The organism is Flammeovirga sp. EKP202 (genome assembly GCF_014534745.1).
Taxonomy (GTDB): domain Bacteria; phylum Bacteroidota; class Bacteroidia; order Cytophagales; family Flammeovirgaceae; genus Flammeovirga.
Map to the genome: position 1 here is coordinate 75,280 of NZ_JACVVP010000009.1, position 19,342 is coordinate 94,621.

At 33.9% G+C, this 19,342-nt stretch carries 17 protein-coding genes; 10 read left to right on the forward strand and 7 right to left on the reverse strand.

The window, feature by feature from the left end:
• Positions 1-74 precede the first annotated feature (74 nt).
• From IC221_RS07645 to IC221_RS07660, 4 genes are all read right to left on the reverse strand, one after another.
• A complete protein-coding gene (locus IC221_RS07645) occupies positions 75-461 on the reverse strand; it encodes a methylglyoxal synthase (protein WP_044200822.1) in 387 nt (128 codons plus the stop codon).
• A gap of 156 nt (positions 462-617) precedes the next feature.
• Positions 618-1,898 (reverse strand): hypothetical protein, encoded by a 1,281-nt coding sequence (locus IC221_RS07650; protein ID WP_188168391.1) that lies wholly within the window; start codon positions 1,896-1,898, stop codon positions 618-620.
• Positions 1,899-1,980: 82 nt separating this feature from the next.
• Entirely contained in the window at positions 1,981-2,814 is an 834-nt protein-coding gene (locus IC221_RS07655; RefSeq protein ID WP_188168392.1) for a hypothetical protein, read from the reverse strand.
• A gap of 15 nt (positions 2,815-2,829) precedes the next feature.
• Positions 2,830-3,294, reverse strand: a complete 465-nt coding sequence (locus tag IC221_RS07660) for a GreA/GreB family elongation factor (RefSeq protein ID WP_188168393.1) — start codon at positions 3,292-3,294, stop codon at positions 2,830-2,832.
• Between the two features lie 165 nt (positions 3,295-3,459).
• Here IC221_RS07660 and IC221_RS07665 point away from each other — a divergent pair, with 165 nt between their 5' ends.
• The gene (locus IC221_RS07665; protein WP_188168394.1) at positions 3,460-4,869 is read left to right on the forward strand and encodes a lipopolysaccharide biosynthesis protein; all 1,410 of its coding nucleotides are present in this window, start codon (positions 3,460-3,462) and stop codon (positions 4,867-4,869) included.
• A gap of 27 nt (positions 4,870-4,896) precedes the next feature.
• On the opposite strand, the gene IC221_RS07670 is transcribed toward IC221_RS07665, so the two are convergent.
• From IC221_RS07670 to IC221_RS07680, 3 genes are read right to left on the reverse strand one after another with little or no spacing between them, the layout of a single operon-like run.
• Positions 4,897-5,187, reverse strand: a complete 291-nt coding sequence (locus IC221_RS07670; RefSeq protein ID WP_188168395.1) for a YciI family protein — start codon at positions 5,185-5,187, stop codon at positions 4,897-4,899.
• Positions 5,188-5,229: 42 nt separating this feature from the next.
• Positions 5,230-5,724 carry a MepB family protein gene (locus tag IC221_RS07675; protein ID WP_188168396.1) on the reverse strand — a complete coding sequence of 165 codons (495 nt, stop codon included), beginning with the start codon at positions 5,722-5,724 and terminating at the stop codon, positions 5,230-5,232.
• A 20-nt stretch (positions 5,725-5,744) separates the two neighbouring features.
• On the reverse strand, positions 5,745-7,250 hold the full coding sequence (locus IC221_RS07680; RefSeq protein WP_188168397.1) for an MBOAT family protein: 1,506 nt from the start codon (positions 7,248-7,250) through the stop codon (positions 5,745-5,747).
• Between the two features lie 191 nt (positions 7,251-7,441).
• Between IC221_RS07680 and radA the strand changes: the two genes are divergently transcribed.
• The 9 genes from radA (at position 7,442) to IC221_RS07725 (ending at position 19,306) form a co-directional block, all read left to right on the forward strand.
• Positions 7,442-8,848, forward strand: coding sequence for a DNA repair protein RadA (radA, locus tag IC221_RS07685; RefSeq protein ID WP_188168398.1), 1,407 nt, complete (start codon positions 7,442-7,444; stop codon positions 8,846-8,848).
• A gap of 5 nt (positions 8,849-8,853) precedes the next feature.
• On the forward strand, positions 8,854-10,752 hold the full coding sequence (locus IC221_RS07690) for an OmpA family protein (RefSeq protein ID WP_188168399.1): 1,899 nt from the start codon (positions 8,854-8,856) through the stop codon (positions 10,750-10,752).
• Positions 10,753-10,756: 4 nt separating this feature from the next.
• The gene (locus IC221_RS07695) at positions 10,757-11,515 is read left to right on the forward strand and encodes a hypothetical protein (RefSeq protein WP_188168400.1); all 759 of its coding nucleotides are present in this window, start codon (positions 10,757-10,759) and stop codon (positions 11,513-11,515) included.
• Positions 11,516-11,621: 106 nt separating this feature from the next.
• Positions 11,622-13,526 (forward strand): ABC-F family ATP-binding cassette domain-containing protein, encoded by a 1,905-nt coding sequence (locus tag IC221_RS07700; RefSeq protein ID WP_188168401.1) that lies wholly within the window; start codon positions 11,622-11,624, stop codon positions 13,524-13,526.
• Positions 13,493-14,638: a hypothetical protein gene (locus tag IC221_RS07705; RefSeq protein ID WP_188168402.1), complete on the forward strand. Its 1,146-nt coding sequence runs from the start codon at positions 13,493-13,495 to the stop codon at positions 14,636-14,638. The genes IC221_RS07700 and IC221_RS07705 overlap by 34 nt, the downstream gene beginning before the upstream one ends.
• Complete coding sequence (locus tag IC221_RS07710) at positions 14,638-15,153, forward strand: GNAT family N-acetyltransferase (RefSeq protein WP_188168403.1); 516 nt, start codon at positions 14,638-14,640, stop codon at positions 15,151-15,153. Before IC221_RS07705 ends, IC221_RS07710 begins: the two co-directional genes overlap by 1 nt.
• Before the next feature lie 11 nt (positions 15,154-15,164).
• Positions 15,165-15,626, forward strand: a complete 462-nt coding sequence (locus IC221_RS07715; protein ID WP_188168404.1) for a YdeI/OmpD-associated family protein — start codon at positions 15,165-15,167, stop codon at positions 15,624-15,626.
• A gap of 101 nt (positions 15,627-15,727) precedes the next feature.
• Positions 15,728-16,360, forward strand: a complete 633-nt coding sequence (locus tag IC221_RS07720) for a hypothetical protein (RefSeq protein ID WP_188168405.1) — start codon at positions 15,728-15,730, stop codon at positions 16,358-16,360.
• A gap of 207 nt (positions 16,361-16,567) precedes the next feature.
• Positions 16,568-19,306, forward strand: coding sequence for a 4-alpha-glucanotransferase (locus IC221_RS07725; protein ID WP_188168406.1), 2,739 nt, complete (start codon positions 16,568-16,570; stop codon positions 19,304-19,306).
• The last annotated feature ends 36 nt before the right edge of the window (positions 19,307-19,342 follow it).

Genomic DNA, 19,342 nt, shown 5'->3' on the forward strand with positions numbered 1-19,342 from the left:
CTCACAACTAGTTTAATAAAAAGTCACCATAATTAATTTTATGGTGACTCTCTTTTTTACAAAGTTTTGTACAATTACTTTGAGAATTTTCTGATACCTTCCATGAGTAAGTGTCCTGAAGCTGGGTTTGTAGCTAATGGCACATCATATAAATCACAAACTCTCATCAACATCTGAACATCTGGTTCATGTGGGTGCTTTCCTAGTGGATCTCTGAAGAAGAAAACTGCATCTACATCACCTTCTGCAACTAATGCAGCAATTTGAGCATCACCACCTTTTGGTCCAGAAAGTTTACAATCTACTTCTAAGCCTGCTTTTACTAAATGACTACCTGTTGTACCGGTAGCAACAATTTGCTTATTTTCTAGTACATCCATGTGATCTTTGAAAAAGCCCACCATCTCTGCTTTTTTGCCATCGTGGGCAATCATTGCTACTTTTTTGAATTCAGTATGCATATTAATAAGTATCGAGTTTATTTGATTTAGCTCAAAAAAAGAGCACGTAATGAGTACATCCTCAAAACATGCTCCAAAATACAATACAATTTTTATAAAATTGAATGATCTATATTACTAAAAGTAATTTGAAATCAAATTTGTTCAACTCTGAATTTATTTGTCTTCTTGAACCGTTTCTGTTTCCAATTTTTTGTCAGATTCGGCATCTTTTTCCTCTATCCACTCTTTATAAAATAACAATCCTTGCTCTAGTGCATACATATAGAATGACAATACAAGAATAGTCAAGTGAATATTGAACAAGGTATAAGAGATGACTGACATTACTGCAAAATAAATCAGATAGAACAAGGAATCTTGAAGTAGTTCAACAAGGAAGTGATCTGATTCGAAGAATTTCTGCATAAATACAGTAATTGGATCTTTAAACGTAAGTGCTTTATGAGAGATAAACGTAAAGCAGATAAATATAAAGATAAAGAAGCCAATTGTGATTTTATTATAGCCTTTTTCTAATGTGATAAAGGCATTCGTTAGAATCAGAGGACCAGGCATAAATCCATAGATTGTCTTATGAATATCTCGGTCTTCAAAATCACCTAATACAATAATTCTATCTTTAGTAAAATCTTCTACTAAAAAAGGAGGCATACTCAGTAATTCGTGCATCTGAATGTAAGTGTAGTTATTCGCTACAAACAAGTCATAAGGTCGAATAGGGTAATCTAAAATATATCCATTGAGCATATAATTACCTCTAAATTTACTGAAGAAGTATCCTCTTTCTAAGGTGTCACCATAAATTTGTTCAGCCATCAAGAGGGGTGTAGTTTTCAAAGAATCACCTTGCATCAAATGATACTTCAAAGTAATAGTTTCTTCATGGTTTAGCTCTTGCACTTGCAAATCGGACAAACCGAGTGGAACATCTACTACAGGATATTTTGGAGCATTATTAGCTCCTTTATGATAGGAAACAATGGTATTTTTAGCTTTTTGAAATTCAGCTTCCATCAAACTATCATCCTCTGATTTATCATAAAAACGAATATCGACTAATAGAAATTCGTGATTGTCGGGCTTTTGGTTCAAAAGCGATAGAAATTGTGTAATGGATTTTCGATTTGTGATATCTACATTTCCAATCACAAAATCATTGGTGTCTACTTTAGCGGTGAGATCTTTTTCCCAAGAACAGTTGACAAAAAGGAAACGGTCTTTAGAAGGCTTTTCTTCTGCTTTAAATAATGCATTTCGTGTGGCTGACATTAATTCAATCAGTAGAATTTCATCAGGCATTACATATACGATAGTCATATAAAATAATAGCCCTACCATCATTATTATTGCATTAATGGAAGATAATCCCCACATCAGAGATTTGTTCCTTTGCATTCTAAAAATTAAACGTTTGTCTTTTTTTTCGGAAGTCATGTTGTACTATTAAAAGTCTTAAATCATAAAAAAAGCAAGACAATAATAATGCCTTGCTTTTTTTGCAGAATATATTTTTTGATTAAATAATTCCTTCGTCTTTGATCCATTCATTAAACATCTCAAAATCTGTTTGACCATAGATGTCTAATACATATTGATAAAGTTCAGCCTGAATTTCTTCTGCTTTTTCAGTCTGATTTGTAGAAAGGAATGATTTTAAAGAAATCAACTCTTCTTTTAATTGATCTTGGTTGACAAAAATAGGATTGAAACTTCCAATGTGATCAATTTTTCTAGAAGCTTTTACTACATAGTAAACATCTACGGTTTCAATCTCATCTAGGCTTGCACCTTCAAATAATCTTTCTTTCTCTAAAAGAAGTTTGTTGTCTCCATAGTTAGGGATCCATCTGTTGAAGATCTCTTCACCTGATGTAAATCTTAAAGCCATTTGCTTCTCTTCGTTAAGAGGATATTTTTCTTGATTAATATCTAGGATGATTGAATCTGTGATGAAAACATAGGCGTCTCCATTGAAGTAATCACTAATATTGGCTACTGATTCAAAAAGTACGCTACGAGTACTCATTTGCTTGTTGGATTGAATCGGAAATAAAACTTCAGAAACTAAGCTCATAAATTCACCAGTAGGTGATTTTTTACTTTTACTTCCATCTAAAAGCATTTTACCAGTGCTTTTTCCAATAACGATGGCTTTTGCGTTGTTGGAACCAAATGAAAGAGAGGCATCTTTACTGATCATATCGCCTACTTTCAAGTTTACATTATTGGTAGTATTTAAGATGTCACCACTAACATGTAAAACGTAAAGATCTTGGGCAAGAGTAAAGTGAGAGATTAACAAGGTAATCAGTGTACTAAAAAAAAATCTTTTTGTTATAAAGTTCATCATTGTACTTGTATGTGGTTAATATTTAACCTTAAGAATTGTAAATATTTTTTTGCCGGCTGGAGTAACTACTTCTACTGAGTCACCGACAGATTGATTCAATAATGATTTTCCGATTGGAGAAGCAATACTAATACTTTGCTTTTTGATATCAGCTTCATCAGGGCCTACTAACCTCAATGTCATTTCCCTGTTGGTTTGGTCTTTAAACGTTACATAAGCACTAAACATAGCTCTTGTATCGTCTACCTTTTGATCAAAAACTTTTAATGTATTGATTCTTCTTCTTAAGTAAGTTAAACGTCCATCTATCTCACGAAGTTTTTTCTTACCATAAATATATTCAGCATTTTCAGAACGGTCGCCCATTGCAGCTGCGTCACTTACAGCTTGAGTAACTACTTTTCGTTCTTCCCAAATCTCCTGCACTTCGTTTTGCAGAGACTCCATTCCTTCTTTTGTAATATAAGTAGATTTATTCATTCTCTTTAAATAATTAAAAAACAAAAATATGAATAAATAAGACAATTATGATAAAGCACTTTGAATTTTTAGGGAATCCTATCATATAGAATCATATTAATTGCTTTTTAACTTTGAATACAATTATTATTCCTATTTAATTTGCTAAAGGATCAACATTAATCTATGCTTCAAAAAGTACTTTCTAATTCCTTTATCTATGGAATAGCACCTCAGTTTATAGGGGTAGTAAACATGCTTTTACTTCCTCTGATTACACCTCATCTTACTGCTTTTGATTACGGCCTTTATGGAGTGGTCAATGCTTTTATGATGGGTATTGGGCTATTTCAGTTCTTAGGGTTAACGATAATAGTAATGAATGCCTTTTACAAGCACCCCCAAACGTACATCTGGATTTGGAGAAAAGTACTTGGAGTATTAATAGTATGGAATTTTCCTTTTATCATATTTCAAAGTATAGTTCTTTTTTTGGTGATTCCTGAAGATGCAGGAAATAATAAATTAACCATTGTGACTTTAGCTGCATTACCCATATTATTCAATTCAACGTTTACTTTTTTAGGTTCTATTTATCATCAGTTACAACTGAACCCTAAAGCATTATTTTTTAGGACAATTGGAGTTGGATTGTTGGTGGCATTCATGAATTATCACCTTATTGTACAACTTCAATTGGGGTATATGGGATGGTTTTACGCCAATGCTGTAGGAGCTATTTTAATGGGATTGTCTTATATATCTCTTTTTATTAAAATAAGACTTTATCCCGTTTTTAGATCCTTTTCTAAAGTAAAGACAATGCTAAAGCTAGGTATGTCAACAATGCCTCATCATTTTTCAAATTATATTTTGGATTACTCTGACCGTGTGTTGATGGAATTTATGAATATTCCAATTCACGCAATTGGTCGGTACAACTTATCCTATTCTATTGGAGATAGAGTCTTTCAACTGAGTAAAGGTGTTGGTTTTGCAGTAGTTCCGGTCATTATTGATTTATATAAAAAAGGGAAAATTAATGAGATACAGAACATCATTCGAAAACTTACAATAATCTTTGTTTTAAGTACAATTACAGTGAGTATTTGGACTAAAGAGATTTTTGAAATTTTGGTAAGAAATGAAAGCTTAAAAGATGTATATCACATTGCGATTGTTATCATATTGTCAATGAATTATAGACCTTATTTCTTGCTTTGCACATCAATTCTTGAATATAAAGAAAAGACGAAGTTTCTGTCCAATTTATCAGTAGGAGTTACAGTATTTAATGTAATGTCAAATTTAGCGTTGTTGCCTATTTTTGGAATTATGGGCGCAGCTGTCACTACTTTTATCAGCTATTTTATTTATGGTTTTGTAAGCTTTTTTATCTCCCAATTCACCTTGTCTGTTTTCAATAAGAAAGAAATAATTTTCACAATGATAGTGATCTTACTAGCATTATATTTATCAATAAAAATTGTAGTGGTTTCTATCCTAATAAAAGCGATTATTTCAGTTATTATGACAGGACTGATACTCGCAATATACATATCCTCTAAGTGGACAAAACCTGAAACAACCACTTAATACATGATAAACTTATTAAAAATACTCCTATGACTTCATTAAAAACTTCAACTCATCACAAGTTTTGCTAGGGACGAATTCAGTGATATCATAATCAGCGAGTTCATTCTGATGAAAAGGATCCTTTTCAAGGATGGCTAATAATTCAGTTTTTGACTCAATATTGGATAAAATTACTCCACCGGTTCTTGGGACTTTTCGGCCTGAAGCAAGAAAGTGCCCTAAATTATATTGCTCATTGAGGTATTCAATATGTTGCTCAAGGTATTGGTCAACCTGCTTTAAGTCAGCTTTATAGGTTAGATTGATGATAAACATTTTATTGTATTTTAGTAGTTCGTTTTTATTTGATTATTTCAATCAACTCAATTTGAATAACTCAGAAACTTTATCGAGATCAGTAGATGAAGTGACCTCATAAAAATAATTGAGTTGCCATTTTTGAGTTTGTATTGCTTGTTTACTTGTTACTACATCCCAAATTGGATAAACTCTAAATCCTCTTTTTCCTTCTTGTTTGTCAGAACCCATTATTCCTTTTTCAATAAGTGTAGATTTGGGAAAAATAAACTGTCCAAGCCTCATTCCATATTGTACAGTAATGATATAAAAGTCTATTGTATCTGTCGTATGGAAAGGAGTAGTATTTCCTTTTTCATCTCTTTTCCAAAAAGTTACAAATTGCCCTACTTTTTTGGGAGTGACTTTCGCTTTCCTGTAGGTGATTTCATAACTGTTAAGTTTGAAACGACAAGCATCGTATTCTTTTCCTTCTATTTCAGTACTTATTTCGTCGAGAAGAAGGGAGCACTTATCATAAATTGAAGTTTTTATGCTGTTTAGACAATCATTCATTGGTCTGTTAGATCATTATCTTAAAATTGGAAATAGATAAATGGTTGGATCTCAGAAGATCGACTTTGGAAAAGAATAAAACCAATGAAGAAAAGGAAAGATGCCTTTGCAAAATCAGGCATAGCAATAAATTCAATTGCAATTTTATCTTTCCATGTCTGAGGCATCCAATGTAAAAAGAAACCTAATACCATCACTCCAAATACTTGTTTGTAGGCAACAATTACTTCCCAAGCAATTGAAAGATCGATGTTTGTTAAAATCTGATTGATCATACTTTCGGCATGTTGCATATCTTCAGCTCTAAAATAAATCCACGCATAACACACAAAATGAAATGTCACAAAGCCACCAATAGCTTGTGTAATTGGAGTATTTGGAATTCTTTTTTTTGTGATTTCACGCCAAAGTTTATGAACTGCAAGCCCGACACCATGTAGAATACCCCAATAAATAAAACGGAAATGAGCACCATGCCACAAACCTCCCAATACCATAGTAATAATCAAATTGATGTAGGTCCTTATTTTTCCTTTTCGATTTCCTCCTAATGGAATATAAAGGTAATCTCTCAAGAAAGACGAAAGGGAAATATGCCATCTTCTCCAAAAGTCAGTAATATCAGTTGCTTTATAAGGAGAGTTGAAATTTAGCGGAAGCTTAAAACCAAGTAATACTGCAACTCCAATAGCAATGTCGGTATAACCAGAAAAGTCACAGTAAATTTGAATAGCGTAACCATAGGCTGCCATCAAATTTTCAAAACCTGAGTAAGACCAAGGCGATTCAAATATTCGATCTACAAAGTTAATGGAGATATAATCAGAGATTAAAATCTTTTTGATTAACCCACCTGCAATTAAAAATAAAGCATGTCCAAATTCAGTTTCTCTTACTTTATAAGGTGTATAAATCTGAGGAATAAATTCTGATGCTCTAACAATTGGTCCTGCAACAAGCTGAGGAAAGAAACTTACAAAAAGAGCAAAATCCCAAATTGAATCCACAGGTTTTATATCCCCACGATAAATATCTACAGAATAACTAATGGTCTGAAAAGTATAAAAGGAAATTCCAATCGGAAGGAAAATATTGGTAGTGTCCATAGCAGTTCCAAAAACTGAATTGAGGAAAACAGCCAAGTAATTTTCTTGTTCTAAATCTAAATGAAATAATTCATTGACGCCTTCAGTAAAGAAGAAAGTATATTTAAAATAGGCTAGCAAACTGAGGTTAATCAGTGCACTCAGGAAGACTAATTTCTTTCTTTTGGATGGGTTTGTTGAATTGAAAATAGCATCGCCTATATAGTAATCCACTATTGTTGAAAATATCAGTAAGACAAAATAGAAGCCACTTGACATATAATAAAAATACAAACTAGCACAAAGTAACAAGAAGTTCCTGGCGGTTATATTTTTATAGATAAACTGATAAGTGATGATGATCGCTCCAAATAGTACCCAAAAAATGACTTGTGTAAAAAGTAATGGGCTATTTTCTGAATAGGTAACCAATTCAAGCATTCGTCTGTAAGATTATTTCAAAAAAATAGAATTCAAAAAGTCAACTTCACCGAAGTTACCGCATTTATGAATATAAACGCAAAAGTGCTCTCTTTTTTTGAAAAAAAAGAATATTGAGAATAGAATAATTCTAATAATTCCTTTTTGATAATTAACTTCGGAGGGATTAAAGTGAAAAATTAAGTAGTACGATGGCAAAGAAAGTAAAGACGGCCTATTTCTGTCAACATTGTGGTTTTGAATCACCAAAATGGCAAGGGAAATGCCCGTCGTGTAATGAATGGAATTCATTTGTAGAGGAAGTAATTCAAGACGAAACGCCAAAGAAGGGAAGTTGGAAAATGACTTCTAGTAATGATAGAAGTGGAGGGTATGTTAATTCTAAACAGGAAACATCAAAGCCCGTAAAAATAAATGAGGTGAAATACGAAAAAGAAGGTCGTATTGTTACTCAAGATGAAGAATTAAACAGAGTATTAGGGGGAGGTATTGTTCAAGGATCAGCTGTCATGATTGGTGGTGAACCTGGTATTGGTAAATCAACCTTGATGCTTCAGATTGCACTATCTTTAAAAGATAAGCAAGTTTTATATGTATCAGGAGAAGAAAGTGGTCAACAAATTAGACAACGAGCAGAGAGGTTGCCTTTCTCTTCGGAAGAAACCTATGTGTTGACCGAAACAGATACTTCGAAGATATTCGCTCATGTTGAGAAAATGACGCCTGACGTAATAGTCATTGACTCCATCCAGACGCTGGTTTCACCATTATTGGAAGCCGCAGCAGGTAGTGTTTCTCAAGTAAAAGAATGTGCGGCTGAGATGATCCGTTTTGCAAAAGATACGGGGACGCCAGTATTGATGATTGGTCACATTACGAAAGAAGGAAGTTTGGCAGGACCTAAAGTATTGGAACATATGGTAGATACTGTTTTGCAATTTGAAGGGGATCGACACATGAGTTACCGTATTCTAAGGACAATTAAAAATAGATTTGGCTCTACTTCAGAATTAGGAATCTATGAGATGATTGCAAGTGGTTTAAGAGAAGTGAGTAATCCTTCAGAAATATTGCTTTCTCAAAGAGATGACGGATTGAGTGGAGTGGCAATTGGTACAGTTATGGAAGGTAATAGACCGTTGTTAGTAGAAATTCAGTCATTGGTTACGCCATCTGTCTACGGTAATCCTCAAAGAAGTCCTACAGGATATGACTCTAAAAGGTTAAATATGCTTCTGGCTGTTTTAGAAAAAAGAAGTGGTTATAAACTTAATTTTTCCGATGTTTTTCTAAATGTTGCAGGTGGATTAAGAGTAGAAGATCCGGCTATTGATTTAGCAGTAGTTGCATCTTTAATTTCTTCCTTTGAAGATATATCTATTGAATCTACTACATGTTTAGCAGCAGAAGTTGGTTTAGGTGGTGAAGTGAGAGCGGTGTCAAGAATTGAAAATAGAATAGTAGAGGCAGAGAAGTTAGGGTTTAAAGAAATGTATATTTCGAAATACAATGTGAAAGGCCTCGATCTCAAAAAGTATAAAATGAAAGTGGTTCCTGTTGGAACAGTAGCCGAAATGGCAGAAAAGTTATTTACTTAGATTCAATGAAAAAAAGCTTAGTACTTATTCAATTGCTTCTTGTTTTGTCTTCGACTGTTTTTGGACAATCGTCAAAATCAGTGAAACTTTTTCAAAAAGGAGAAAAGGCAGTGGCTGAAAGAAATTTTGGTGAAGCCAAAGTTTACCTCGAAAAATCTATTGCAGAGGATAATACCAATGGCGATAGTTACTATTTATTAGCCTATTTAAATATCCTTGAAAAGGACTATGAAAGTGCCAGGCAACTGTATAGAGAGTTGATGGAATGCTGTAGTAAGAATGCAAAGTTCATGTTAGCTCACTTATCTTTAGCGGAATATGAATGGTCTTTGGGAAACTATGAGAAAGCAATTGGATATGCTGAATCTTTTTTAGCTTTTAATCCAACTAGAAGGCAGTATAGAGAAGTAAAGAGGGCCAATAAAATTTTGGCGTCATCGAATTATGCATTACAGCACATACATATTGTATTGCCTTACTCTTATGAAAATATTGGTGATCAGGTCAATGTGAAAGATCAACAATATTTTCCAGCAATTACTGCTGATGGAAAAGAACTTTACTTTACAGCTCGCAATGAAAGAGAAAATGAGGACATATTTAAGTCAAGCTTTTTTAATGAAGAATGGTCAGCTCCCCAAAAGGTCGAAGAGTTAAATACACCTTTTAATGAAGGAACTTGTTCTATCTCTGCGGATGGGACCATTATGATTTTCACTTCTTGTGAATCTACAAGGGAAAGAATGGGTTATGGGAGTTGTGATTTATTTATTACTCAAAAAGTAGGTGATCGATGGTCTAAACCGCAAAACTTAGGACCCAGTATTAATTCACGAGATTGGGAGTCGCAACCTTCCTTGTCAGCGGATGGAAGAACGCTTTATTTCGTATCTGACCGAAAAGGAGGGTATGGTAAAAAAGATATATGGGTTTCTCACCTGAATGCTTACAATGAATGGACACCAGCCGAGAATTTAGGAGAAACTATCAATACTTATGACGATGACATCTCACCTTATATTCATTCTAATGGACATACCCTCTATTTTTCTTCAGAAGGACATTTAGGTTTTGGAGGCTTGGACCTTTTTAAATCAGAAAAAGATGGACCGAATTGGACTACTCCAAAAAATTTAGGTTATCCCATCAATGATCATGCAGACCAAGTTTCATTAGTAGTTTCTGCCGATGGCAAAAAGGGATACTTTTCTAAAGAACATATTGAAGGCAATAAAAGAACCAGTAAGATTGTATCCTTTGATCTTCCTGAAGAAATTATTCCTCAATCTTTAAGTACTTATTTAAAAGGTGTCGTTTATGATGCGATCACTAAAACACCCATCAAGGCTCAGTTAGAATTAAAGCTTTTAGACAAAGTAGAAACAGAATCAAAGGTGTTGTCAGATGGAGAAACAGGTAAATACCTTATCGTTTTAAACCAAAATGAAGAATACGCATTACATGTATCAAAACCAGGATATTTGTTTCAAAGTTTAACTTTTGATATGCATAATGCAGGTGTGGAAGGTGTCACTTTAGATATTTTTCTCCAAAGAGTAGATCATGGAACGAACATCACACTGAGCAATATCTTTTTTAATTCTAATGAATATGTATTGCAAAAGAAAAGTGATGTGGAATTGAATAAGATCAAAGACTTTTTGATTTTAAACCCAAGCTTAAGTGTGGAAATCTCTGGACATACAGATGACATTGGTACCAACCAATATAATTTGGATCTGTCGCAAAAAAGAGCTGAAGCGGTTACAAACTATCTAATTCAAAGGGGTATTGACTCAAGCAGGTTGAAAGCAGTGGGGTATGGGGAAAAGAAACCTATAGCTGATAACAATACAGAGTTAGGGAGAAAAGAGAACAGGAGGATAGAGTTTGAGATTTTGTAGAATCATGAAAAATCAAGTAGACCAAGAAGAAAAAGTAATTGAATCTTTCATTTCATTGTTTGAAGATGATCTAACTTTAATAGAGCGAACTTTAGAGGATAAACCAGATAGGGTAGTTAAATATCAAGGCAAAAAAGTTGGAATAGAGATTACAGAACTTTACAGAGAATTTAATGGTAAACCTGTTTCTGAAATTGATGCTTTTAGAACAAAGTTTTCGACAAAAGCATTTGAGTATTATTTATCATTCGATTTGGAACAGAATCATTCTTTTTCTCTTAGGTTTTGTAATACCCATTTAATTACAAAGAACAATGAAAGAAAAGTTCTTGAAGAGGTCAAAAGATGTATGAAATATATTATTGAATTAGAGCTTTTTAAAGCTCATCAACCAATGAGGATTGAATATATACATCCTCTTAATGCCGAAACACCTCAACTACCTAAAGAAATAAAGGCCATACACTTTTATCCATTAAAGAAGCAACATAAAAGTTATTTAAGCCAAGGAGGAGGAGGAGTACAACCAAACTTATCTTCTGAGAAATCATTCTTTAAGGATTCCTTAAAAGTTAAAGATTCGAAGATAGAAGGATATGAAGAATGTGATGAATACTGGTTACTCTTCAATGAAAAACATAGTATAAACATTGGTTGTTTCGATAAACTCGATATAGATGATTTTGAGACAAAATACAATAGAGTATATGTATTAAGACCATTTAGTGATGAAAACGGTAAGCGATTGATAAGAATGAAATAATTTCTTGTTTAAGTAACTAATACCTTTTTCTTATAAGAACCTCATCAACCAATTATTTAGATTAACCGTTTTTTACTAATTTGCGAAAAAAAATTAGCAGAGAAAGATGAATTTAATATCAGTTGATAGTGCAACTAAATATTGGGGAGAAAAACCTCTCTATGAAAATATAAGCTTTGGGATTCAAAAAGGACAAAAAGTAGCATTAGTAGCAAAAAACGGTGGAGGTAAGTCCACTTTACTGAATGCTATTGTTGGGAATCAGTCCTTGGATAGTGGGACGATAGCTATCAATAAAGATATTACCGTTGGTTTATTAGAACAAGAACCTCAATTTGATCCAGAGCAATCCGTTTTGGATTATGTACTTTCAAGTGATTCGCCAATTATTACGGCAGTTCGTGAGTACGAAAAAGCATTAGCAGACAGTGGTGCAGATTATTCAGATGCTACTTTAAAGCAATTGGATAAGGCGACACAGAAAATGGAAGAATTGAAAGCGTGGGATGCGGAAGCGAGAGTGAAGCAAATTCTTACAGCTTTTAAAATTGAAGATTTATCTGCTCCAATGAAATCACTTTCGGGTGGTCAACAAAAGAGGGTGGCATTAAGTAAAATCTTAATTGAAGAGCCTGGTTTATTGATTCTTGATGAGCCTACCAACCACCTTGACTTAGATATGATCGAATGGCTGGAAGAGTATTTGACAAGAGCAAAATTGTCGATTCTTCTAGTAACGCACGATAGATATTTCTTAGACCGTATTTGTAATGAAATCTTAGAATTAGAAGACGGTGTAATCTATAATCATAAAGGAAATTATTCTTACTATATCGAGAAGAAAGCAGAAAGAGAAGCCAATCACGCGGCAACAGTAGATAAGGCGAAGAACTTAATGCGTAAAGAACTCGATTGGGTAAGAAGAATGCCAAAAGCAAGAGGTACAAAGCAGAAATTCAGAATGGATGCTTTCCATGATTTGAAGAAAACAGCAAAGAGTGGAAAGACGGAAGAGAAAGCTGAAATAGCTGTAAACATGTCTCGTTTAGGAAAGAAAATCCTAGAGTTTGAAGGGGTTAACAAAGCTTTTGGTGATAAGAAAATCGTAGATGATTTCTCTTATGTCTTCAAGCGTAAGGAACGTGTCGGTATCGTTGGTAAAAATGGTGTCGGAAAGTCTACTTTCCTAAATATGTTAACGGGAAGCGAGTCGATCGATTCCGGGACAATTACAAAAGGTGAAACGATTGTTTATGGATATTATACTCAAAAGGGTCTTTCTTTTGCTGAAGATATCAAAGTAATTGATGTCGTTCGTGATATTACTGAAAATCACGCAATGTCAGATGGTGCTACACTGACACCTCTTCAATTATTGAATCGATTCCTTTTCACTCCAGAAAAACAACATTCGTACATCTCTACATTGAGTGGAGGAGAGCGTAAAAGATTGTATTTGTGTACTGTTTTATTACGAAATCCTAATTTTTTAATACTTGACGAGCCTACCAATGACTTGGATATCCCTACTTTAAGCGTTTTGGAAGACTTTTTGGAAGAGTTCCAAGGATGTGTTATTGTTGTAACACACGACAGGTACTTTATGGATAAATTGGTCGATCATTTATTTGTTTTTGAAGGCAATGGAGTGATCAAAGATTTCAATGGCAAGTATTCTGAATACAGAGCTTACATGGATGAACAGGAGCGTTTGAAAAAGATTGCTGCTCGTGAAGAAAAAGAGAAAAAGCTACAGCAAGAAAAGAAAGAACGTCCAAAAACAACCACTAAAAAGCTTTCTTTCAAAGAAAAACAGGAATACGAAGCCTTAGAAAAAGAAATTGAAGTACTTGAAGAGGAAAAGGAAAATTTAGAAAGTAAATTATCAGATGGTTCAGTCACTGACGTTGATGAAATCAGAGAGATTTCTGAAAGACTCGGTGTGGTGATGGAAGAAGCTGACGATAAGATGATGCGATGGATGGAATTAGACGAAATAGCCAATGGCTGATAGTTTTTATATTATTTTTTACCGTTGATGGGTGGGCACAGTCTGCCCATCAACTGTATTTTCGTGCCTCTTATCGTGATGTAGATCAAGTCTTTTTTGATTCTACAAAACATTTTTTTACCCTTCCCATGGATTATGGTCAATTCGAAATCAATGAATTGCCCGAAGCCAAAGAAATTAGCCGCTTACAGATTGATTCTGTTCAATTAGTATATACAGATCATCCCAAAAACTTTGACTTTTCAAAACTTAATACCAACAGAATAGAACAGTTTACCCATTGGTTTGATGGATCTATTGATGATCCTATTATTCGTTGGAGAATTATACGTCAGACCAAAGGAGAAACCAAAGCAGACTTTGAGGCTATGTTTCATGGAATTGTAGCTTATTATAGTTTACGTCCACGAAAACCTTTATTGCCAGAACAAGAAGTCATTCGTAAAAAGAATATTGATAAGAAGTTCGAACACCTTGTTAAGAAAAAGCTAAAGGTGGAAGATGAACTTATTCATATCACCTCAGAAGTCTTTGAAAAGAATAGAGATAATTGGAATAAAGCCGTTATTGTCAGTGATTGGACTGGTAGTATGTATCCTTATACTATTGATTTATTGTCGTGGTTGATCAAAGAAAGAGCACAAGATCAGGTGATTGGTTTTGTTTTCTTCAATGATGGAGATACTAAAATTACCTCACAAAAAAGCATCGGTAAAACAGGTGGTATTTATACAATAAGAGATAGTAGAGTAATTCCTGTTTTTAATTTGATGACCAAAGTAAAAAACAATGGAGATGGAGGAGATCTACCTGAAAACGATATTGAAGCAATCATTAATGCTCAAAACGAGTTTAAAGATGGCAACACATTTATTTTAGTAGCAGATAATAATTCCGTTATACGAGATCTTTCTTTGATTTCCCAAGTCAAGCACCCCATTGAAATAATCTTGAACAGAGCTGATTTGAATTCTAAAGGCTTACCAATTGTGTTGAAGGATTATGTTGACTTAGCCTTAAAAACATCAGGAAGCATCTATGTAGAAGGTCAGGAATTTAAATCAAGAAAAGCTTTGTTGTCACTTCCAACGAAAAGATTGACCAATCAATAATGAATCAAATTGTAATTAGAGAAGCCTACCAAAGTGAGTACCCTCAGATTGGAGAAATGATGGTGCAGGTTTATTCATCCCTAGAAGGTTTTCCTCAACAAGAAGAAATGCCAGAATACTATGAGATGCTTTTAAATGTAGGGGACCTGACGGAAAAAGAACACGTTTCAATTCATGTTGCTTTAGAAGATAATCAGATTGCCGGGGCTGTTGTTTTTATAAAAGAAATGTCAGACTACGGTTCAGAAGGTGTTGCTACTGCTGTACTGAATGCTTGTGGCTTTAGGCTTTTAGCCGTTGATCATCAGCATCAAGGAAAAGGGGTAGGAAAAAAGTTAGTTGAATATTGTTTGGAAAAAGGCAGGGTTTTAAAACGAGAACGTTTAATCATACATTCCACTAAACCTATGAAATTAGCTTGGTCTATGTATGAGAAAATGGGTTTTGTCAGAAACGAGGAATTGGATATCAATAAAGAGGAAATTCAGGTTTATGGCTTTAATTATTACTATTAATTAAGTACAAAATGAAATTACTTGTAGAAGGGAAATATCAACTACAAAAGTTTTCGGGGAAAGGAGGTTGGACATATGCAGAACTGCCCACTATTCCGATGGATAAAAACAACCCTTTTGGTTGGGTTAGGGTAAATGGCTTTATTGACGAATATGAATTGAAAAGTTATAAACTCATGCCAATGGGGAATGGAAATGTTTTCCTGCCGGTGAAAGCTCAAATCCGAAAAAAAATAAAAAAAGAGGAAGGTGATGAAGTCTCAATCAGACTTTATCTTGATGAAGCAAGCATAGTTGTACCTGAAGAAATTAAATCTTGCTTAGAGTTGGAGTCTAACATTGTGCAGGAGAATTTTAACGGATTATCTGATGAAAAAAAGAAGGAATATGTCAATTGGATCTATAATACTAGAAATGAAGACATTAAAGCAGAAAGAATACTAAAAATGCTAAAAGACATGGAGAAATATTAATATTTTTTATTATTAGAGTTCAATTATAAACTATTAAGAGAAAAAATTGGTTTTTAATATAGAGAAAAACAACATTTGCCTAAGAACTATATTTAAATTCCATGAAACCAATAGCTTATCTACTAATAAACCTATTTTTTATTAGTACAATTTTCGCTCAACAACCAGATCAATCTACTTATGAAAATGTCTCTTCAGATCAAAATTTGAAAGGAAGTGTAAGTGGAAAAGAAGTAATGCTTACTTTTCAAAATTCTTTTACCGTCGATGACGGAAAACTTTTTATTCAAGGGTCTGATGACAACGAAGATTGGTTTAAAAAAACCGAACTTGAAACCGCAAATAGTGTCAATTCTAATGTGGCAATTCGATTTTTAGACCATTACCCATCAAAATATTATAGAATAATAAAAGTAGAAAAAGACGGGTTTACAGAAGTAGTTTCCACTTTAAATCTATCAATGGAATCTTATTTAGAGGTTTTATTGTATACGAGTGAAAATAAAAATAATCCAATTAAACTGCAGTTGGAAGCGGTCGACACAACTACAAAAATTCAGTTTAGTATTTATGACAAAGAAGGTTATTCGGTCTATAATACCAATATTCAAACACCTAAAGGCGAACGTGTTATACAGAGCTTTTATTTGTCTGAAATTTTAGAAAAAGGAAGCTATTGGGTCGAGCTGAAACAAGAAAAACGAAAAGACATCAACCTCATCAACGTCTTTTAAAAAACATAAAATTAAAGGAAAGAGGATCATTAGAAGAATAAATTTGATGATTTTAATCATGCACCCCGTAACGCAAACCGTTGCGAAAAAAAAAACTTAAAAATGTATGATAAACCCTTTTTAATACGAATAACATTATAGTAATTTAGCTAAGCAAAGTGGTGTTGAAAACCATTTAAACTGGAAATTCTATTAAATCGTTCTTTAATGAAAGCGACCTTTAAAATACATTATGATACTCAATTTGGTCAGCAATTACTGATTGTTGGTTCTTTACCAAGTTTGGGGAAAAACAAAAAAGATGAGGCCCTAGAAATGTCATATTTAGGGGGTGGGGTTTGGTTTGCAGAAGTTGATCTGTCAAAAACTAAAGCCAAAAGTTTTACTTACAACTACCTTTTGGTTGATAAGTCAAATGGCATTGTGTACAAAGAGGATGGAGCTCCAAGGAAAGTGGAACTAGACAAAACTTTGTATAAAAACTACATCTTACAAGATGCATGGAACCCTTATCATGAGACAGAAAATGCTTATGATACTGCAGCTTTTGATGTGATTTTCCAAACGTCTGCTCCAAAGAAAAAAGCAGCCAAAAAATCAACTAAAGATGCAAAGTATACTTTTGAAGTGAATGTACCTCGTATTAACAAGGACATGGTGGCAAAAGTAGTTGGATCTGTAGATGAGTTGGGAAATTGGGATATCAATGATGCACTTCCAATGAATTATGACAAAGAGCGTAACCTTTGGACAGTAACTACTCCTCTAAAAAAGAATCATCACAAACTAAAATATAAATATGTATTAGTATCAACTAAAGATGCTAATCATGTGGAATTAGAAGGTGGGTATGATCATGTTTTTGATATTCAAGAAAATGATCCTCAAACTTACGTTCGTTTTGCTGATCATAGATTCTCTTATGACAAAAGAGCTTGGAGAGGAATGGGTGTAGCCCTTCCTGTATTCTCATTAAGATCTGAGCAAGGTCTTGGTGTAGGAGAGTTCTTGGACATTAAAGGATTAGTAGATTGGTCAAAAGAAACAGGGATGAGATTGGTTCAAATCCTACCTGTTAATGATACGATGGCTACATACACTTGGGTAGATTCTTATCCATATGCTTCAGTATCAGTATATGCCTTACATCCTCTTTATATTAACCTAGAAGCAGTAGGAGCTTTGAAGGATAAAAAGAAGATGACAAAACTTGCTAACCTTAAGAAAAAGTTAAATGCATTAGATACTGTAGATTATGAGGCAGTAATGAATGCTAAAATGGATTACCTTAAGGAAATTTGGGCTGAGAAAAAAGCAAGCTTCTTTAAGGATGCAAAAGTAAAAGCATTTATCAAAGAACAAGAAGAGTGGCTATTACCTTATGCTGCTTTCTGTTATTTAAGAGATAAATATAAGACACCAGATTTCTCAAAATTTGAGAAGTTTGCAAAATACGATGAGAAAGAAGTTGCAAAGTTATTTGCTGCTAAGTCAAAAGTAAAAGATGACGTAAACTTCTATGTATTCGTACAGTATCATCTACATGCACAATTACTAGAAGCTTCTGAGTATGCTCAAGATAAAGGTGTTGTCTTAAAAGGTGATATTCCAATTGGAATCTACAGATTCTCAGCTGATGCATGGACGGCACCGCATTTATACAATATGAATGGTCAAGCAGGTGCACCACCTGATGACTTTGCTGTCAATGGTCAAAACTGGGGATTCCCTACATATGACTGGGATACAATGAAGAAAGATGGTTATGCATGGTGGACAAGTAGAATGACACACTTGTCGCAGTATTTCCAAACTTTCAGAATTGACCATATTTTAGGTTTCTTCCGTATTTGGGAGATTCCAATTGACTCTGTACAAGGTCTTTTAGGTCAGTTCAGACCAGCTCTTCCTTTACACATCAATGAGTTTGAAAGTAGAGGTGTAAGGTTTGACTTTGATCGTTTCTGTAAGCCGTATATTCGTGAGCATTTCTTAGGTGAAATGTTTGGAGCTGATACAGATTGGGTGAAGGGAGAATTCTTAAAAGAAAAATACAGTGGAGCTTATGACTTCAAAGAAGAGTATGATTCTCAAGTAAAAATTCAAGCTTACTTTAATGATCTTAAAGCTTCTGATGAGGCAGATCAAGCGAGATTAGATGCTGTAAGAGATAACTTATACAGTTTACACAATGAGGTATTATTGATTCCTGCATTAGGTTATGATGATGGAATGCACTATGCTCCTCGTGTAACAATGGATAAGTCTAGAACATTTAATGAGTTAGAAGGGTATCAAAAGCATACTTTCTGGGATTTATATGTAGATTATTTCTTCAAACGTCAAGAAGACCTTTGGGCTTCGCAAGCAATGGAGAAATTACCAGCCATTAAAGAAGCAACAAATATGTTGATTTGTGGTGAGGACTTAGGTATGGTACCTGATTGTGTTCCTGGTGTAATGACTGAGCTTGAGATTTTAAGCTTAGAAATTCAAAGAATGCCAAAAGATCCTACTATTTCCTTTGGTCATCCTGGTAATTATCCTTACGAATCAGTAGCTTCTCCATCTTCACATGATATGTCAACTGTAAGAGGTTGGTGGACAGAAGATAGAGGTGATACTCAAAGATTCTATAACGAAATTCTAGGGAATTGGGGTGAAGCTCCTGAGCATTGTGAGCCTTGGATTGCAGAGCAAATTTTGGTGCAACACTTATATGCTGATTCAATGTGGACGATCTTCCCATTACAAGATCTTTTGGCTATTGATGGCGAATTAAGAAGAGAAAACCCAGAAGATGAGCGTATTAACGTGCCTGCAATTAAACATCACTATTGGAGATACAGAATGCACTTCTCTTGTGAAGAGCTTGTAAAACAAAGTGCTTTCAATTCTAAGTTGAAAGGATTAATTACAGCTTCTGGTAGAAACACGCAGTATTAATACATACTGATTTTAATAGATAAAAGGCTGACTCAA

Excerpts from the sequence above, each read along its gene's own strand:
- IC221_RS07645 (WP_044200822.1), bottom strand. The coding sequence starts at position 461 with ATGCATACTGAATTCAAAAAAGTAGCAATGATTGCCCACGATGGCAAA.
- IC221_RS07650 (WP_188168391.1), bottom strand. The coding sequence starts at position 1,898 with ATGACTTCCGAAAAAAAAGACAAACGTTTAATTTTTAGAATGCAAAGG.
- IC221_RS07655 (WP_188168392.1), bottom strand. The coding sequence starts at position 2,814 with ATGATGAACTTTATAACAAAAAGATTTTTTTTTAGTACACTGATTACC.
- IC221_RS07660 (WP_188168393.1), bottom strand. The coding sequence starts at position 3,294 with ATGAATAAATCTACTTATATTACAAAAGAAGGAATGGAGTCTCTGCAA.
- IC221_RS07665 (WP_188168394.1), top strand. The coding sequence starts at position 3,460 with ATGCTTCAAAAAGTACTTTCTAATTCCTTTATCTATGGAATAGCACCT.
- IC221_RS07670 (WP_188168395.1), bottom strand. The coding sequence starts at position 5,187 with ATGTTTATCATCAATCTAACCTATAAAGCTGACTTAAAGCAGGTTGAC.
- IC221_RS07675 (WP_188168396.1), bottom strand. The coding sequence starts at position 5,724 with ATGAATGATTGTCTAAACAGCATAAAAACTTCAATTTATGATAAGTGC.
- IC221_RS07680 (WP_188168397.1), bottom strand. The coding sequence starts at position 7,250 with ATGCTTGAATTGGTTACCTATTCAGAAAATAGCCCATTACTTTTTACA.
- radA (WP_188168398.1), top strand. The coding sequence starts at position 7,442 with ATGGCAAAGAAAGTAAAGACGGCCTATTTCTGTCAACATTGTGGTTTT.
- IC221_RS07690 (WP_188168399.1), top strand. The coding sequence starts at position 8,854 with ATGAAAAAAAGCTTAGTACTTATTCAATTGCTTCTTGTTTTGTCTTCG.
- IC221_RS07695 (WP_188168400.1), top strand. The coding sequence starts at position 10,757 with ATGAAAAATCAAGTAGACCAAGAAGAAAAAGTAATTGAATCTTTCATT.
- IC221_RS07700 (WP_188168401.1), top strand. The coding sequence starts at position 11,622 with ATGAATTTAATATCAGTTGATAGTGCAACTAAATATTGGGGAGAAAAA.
- IC221_RS07705 (WP_188168402.1), top strand. The coding sequence starts at position 13,493 with ATGGATGGAATTAGACGAAATAGCCAATGGCTGATAGTTTTTATATTA.
- IC221_RS07710 (WP_188168403.1), top strand. The coding sequence starts at position 14,638 with ATGAATCAAATTGTAATTAGAGAAGCCTACCAAAGTGAGTACCCTCAG.
- IC221_RS07715 (WP_188168404.1), top strand. The coding sequence starts at position 15,165 with ATGAAATTACTTGTAGAAGGGAAATATCAACTACAAAAGTTTTCGGGG.
- IC221_RS07720 (WP_188168405.1), top strand. The coding sequence starts at position 15,728 with ATGAAACCAATAGCTTATCTACTAATAAACCTATTTTTTATTAGTACA.
- IC221_RS07725 (WP_188168406.1), top strand. The coding sequence starts at position 16,568 with ATGAAAGCGACCTTTAAAATACATTATGATACTCAATTTGGTCAGCAA.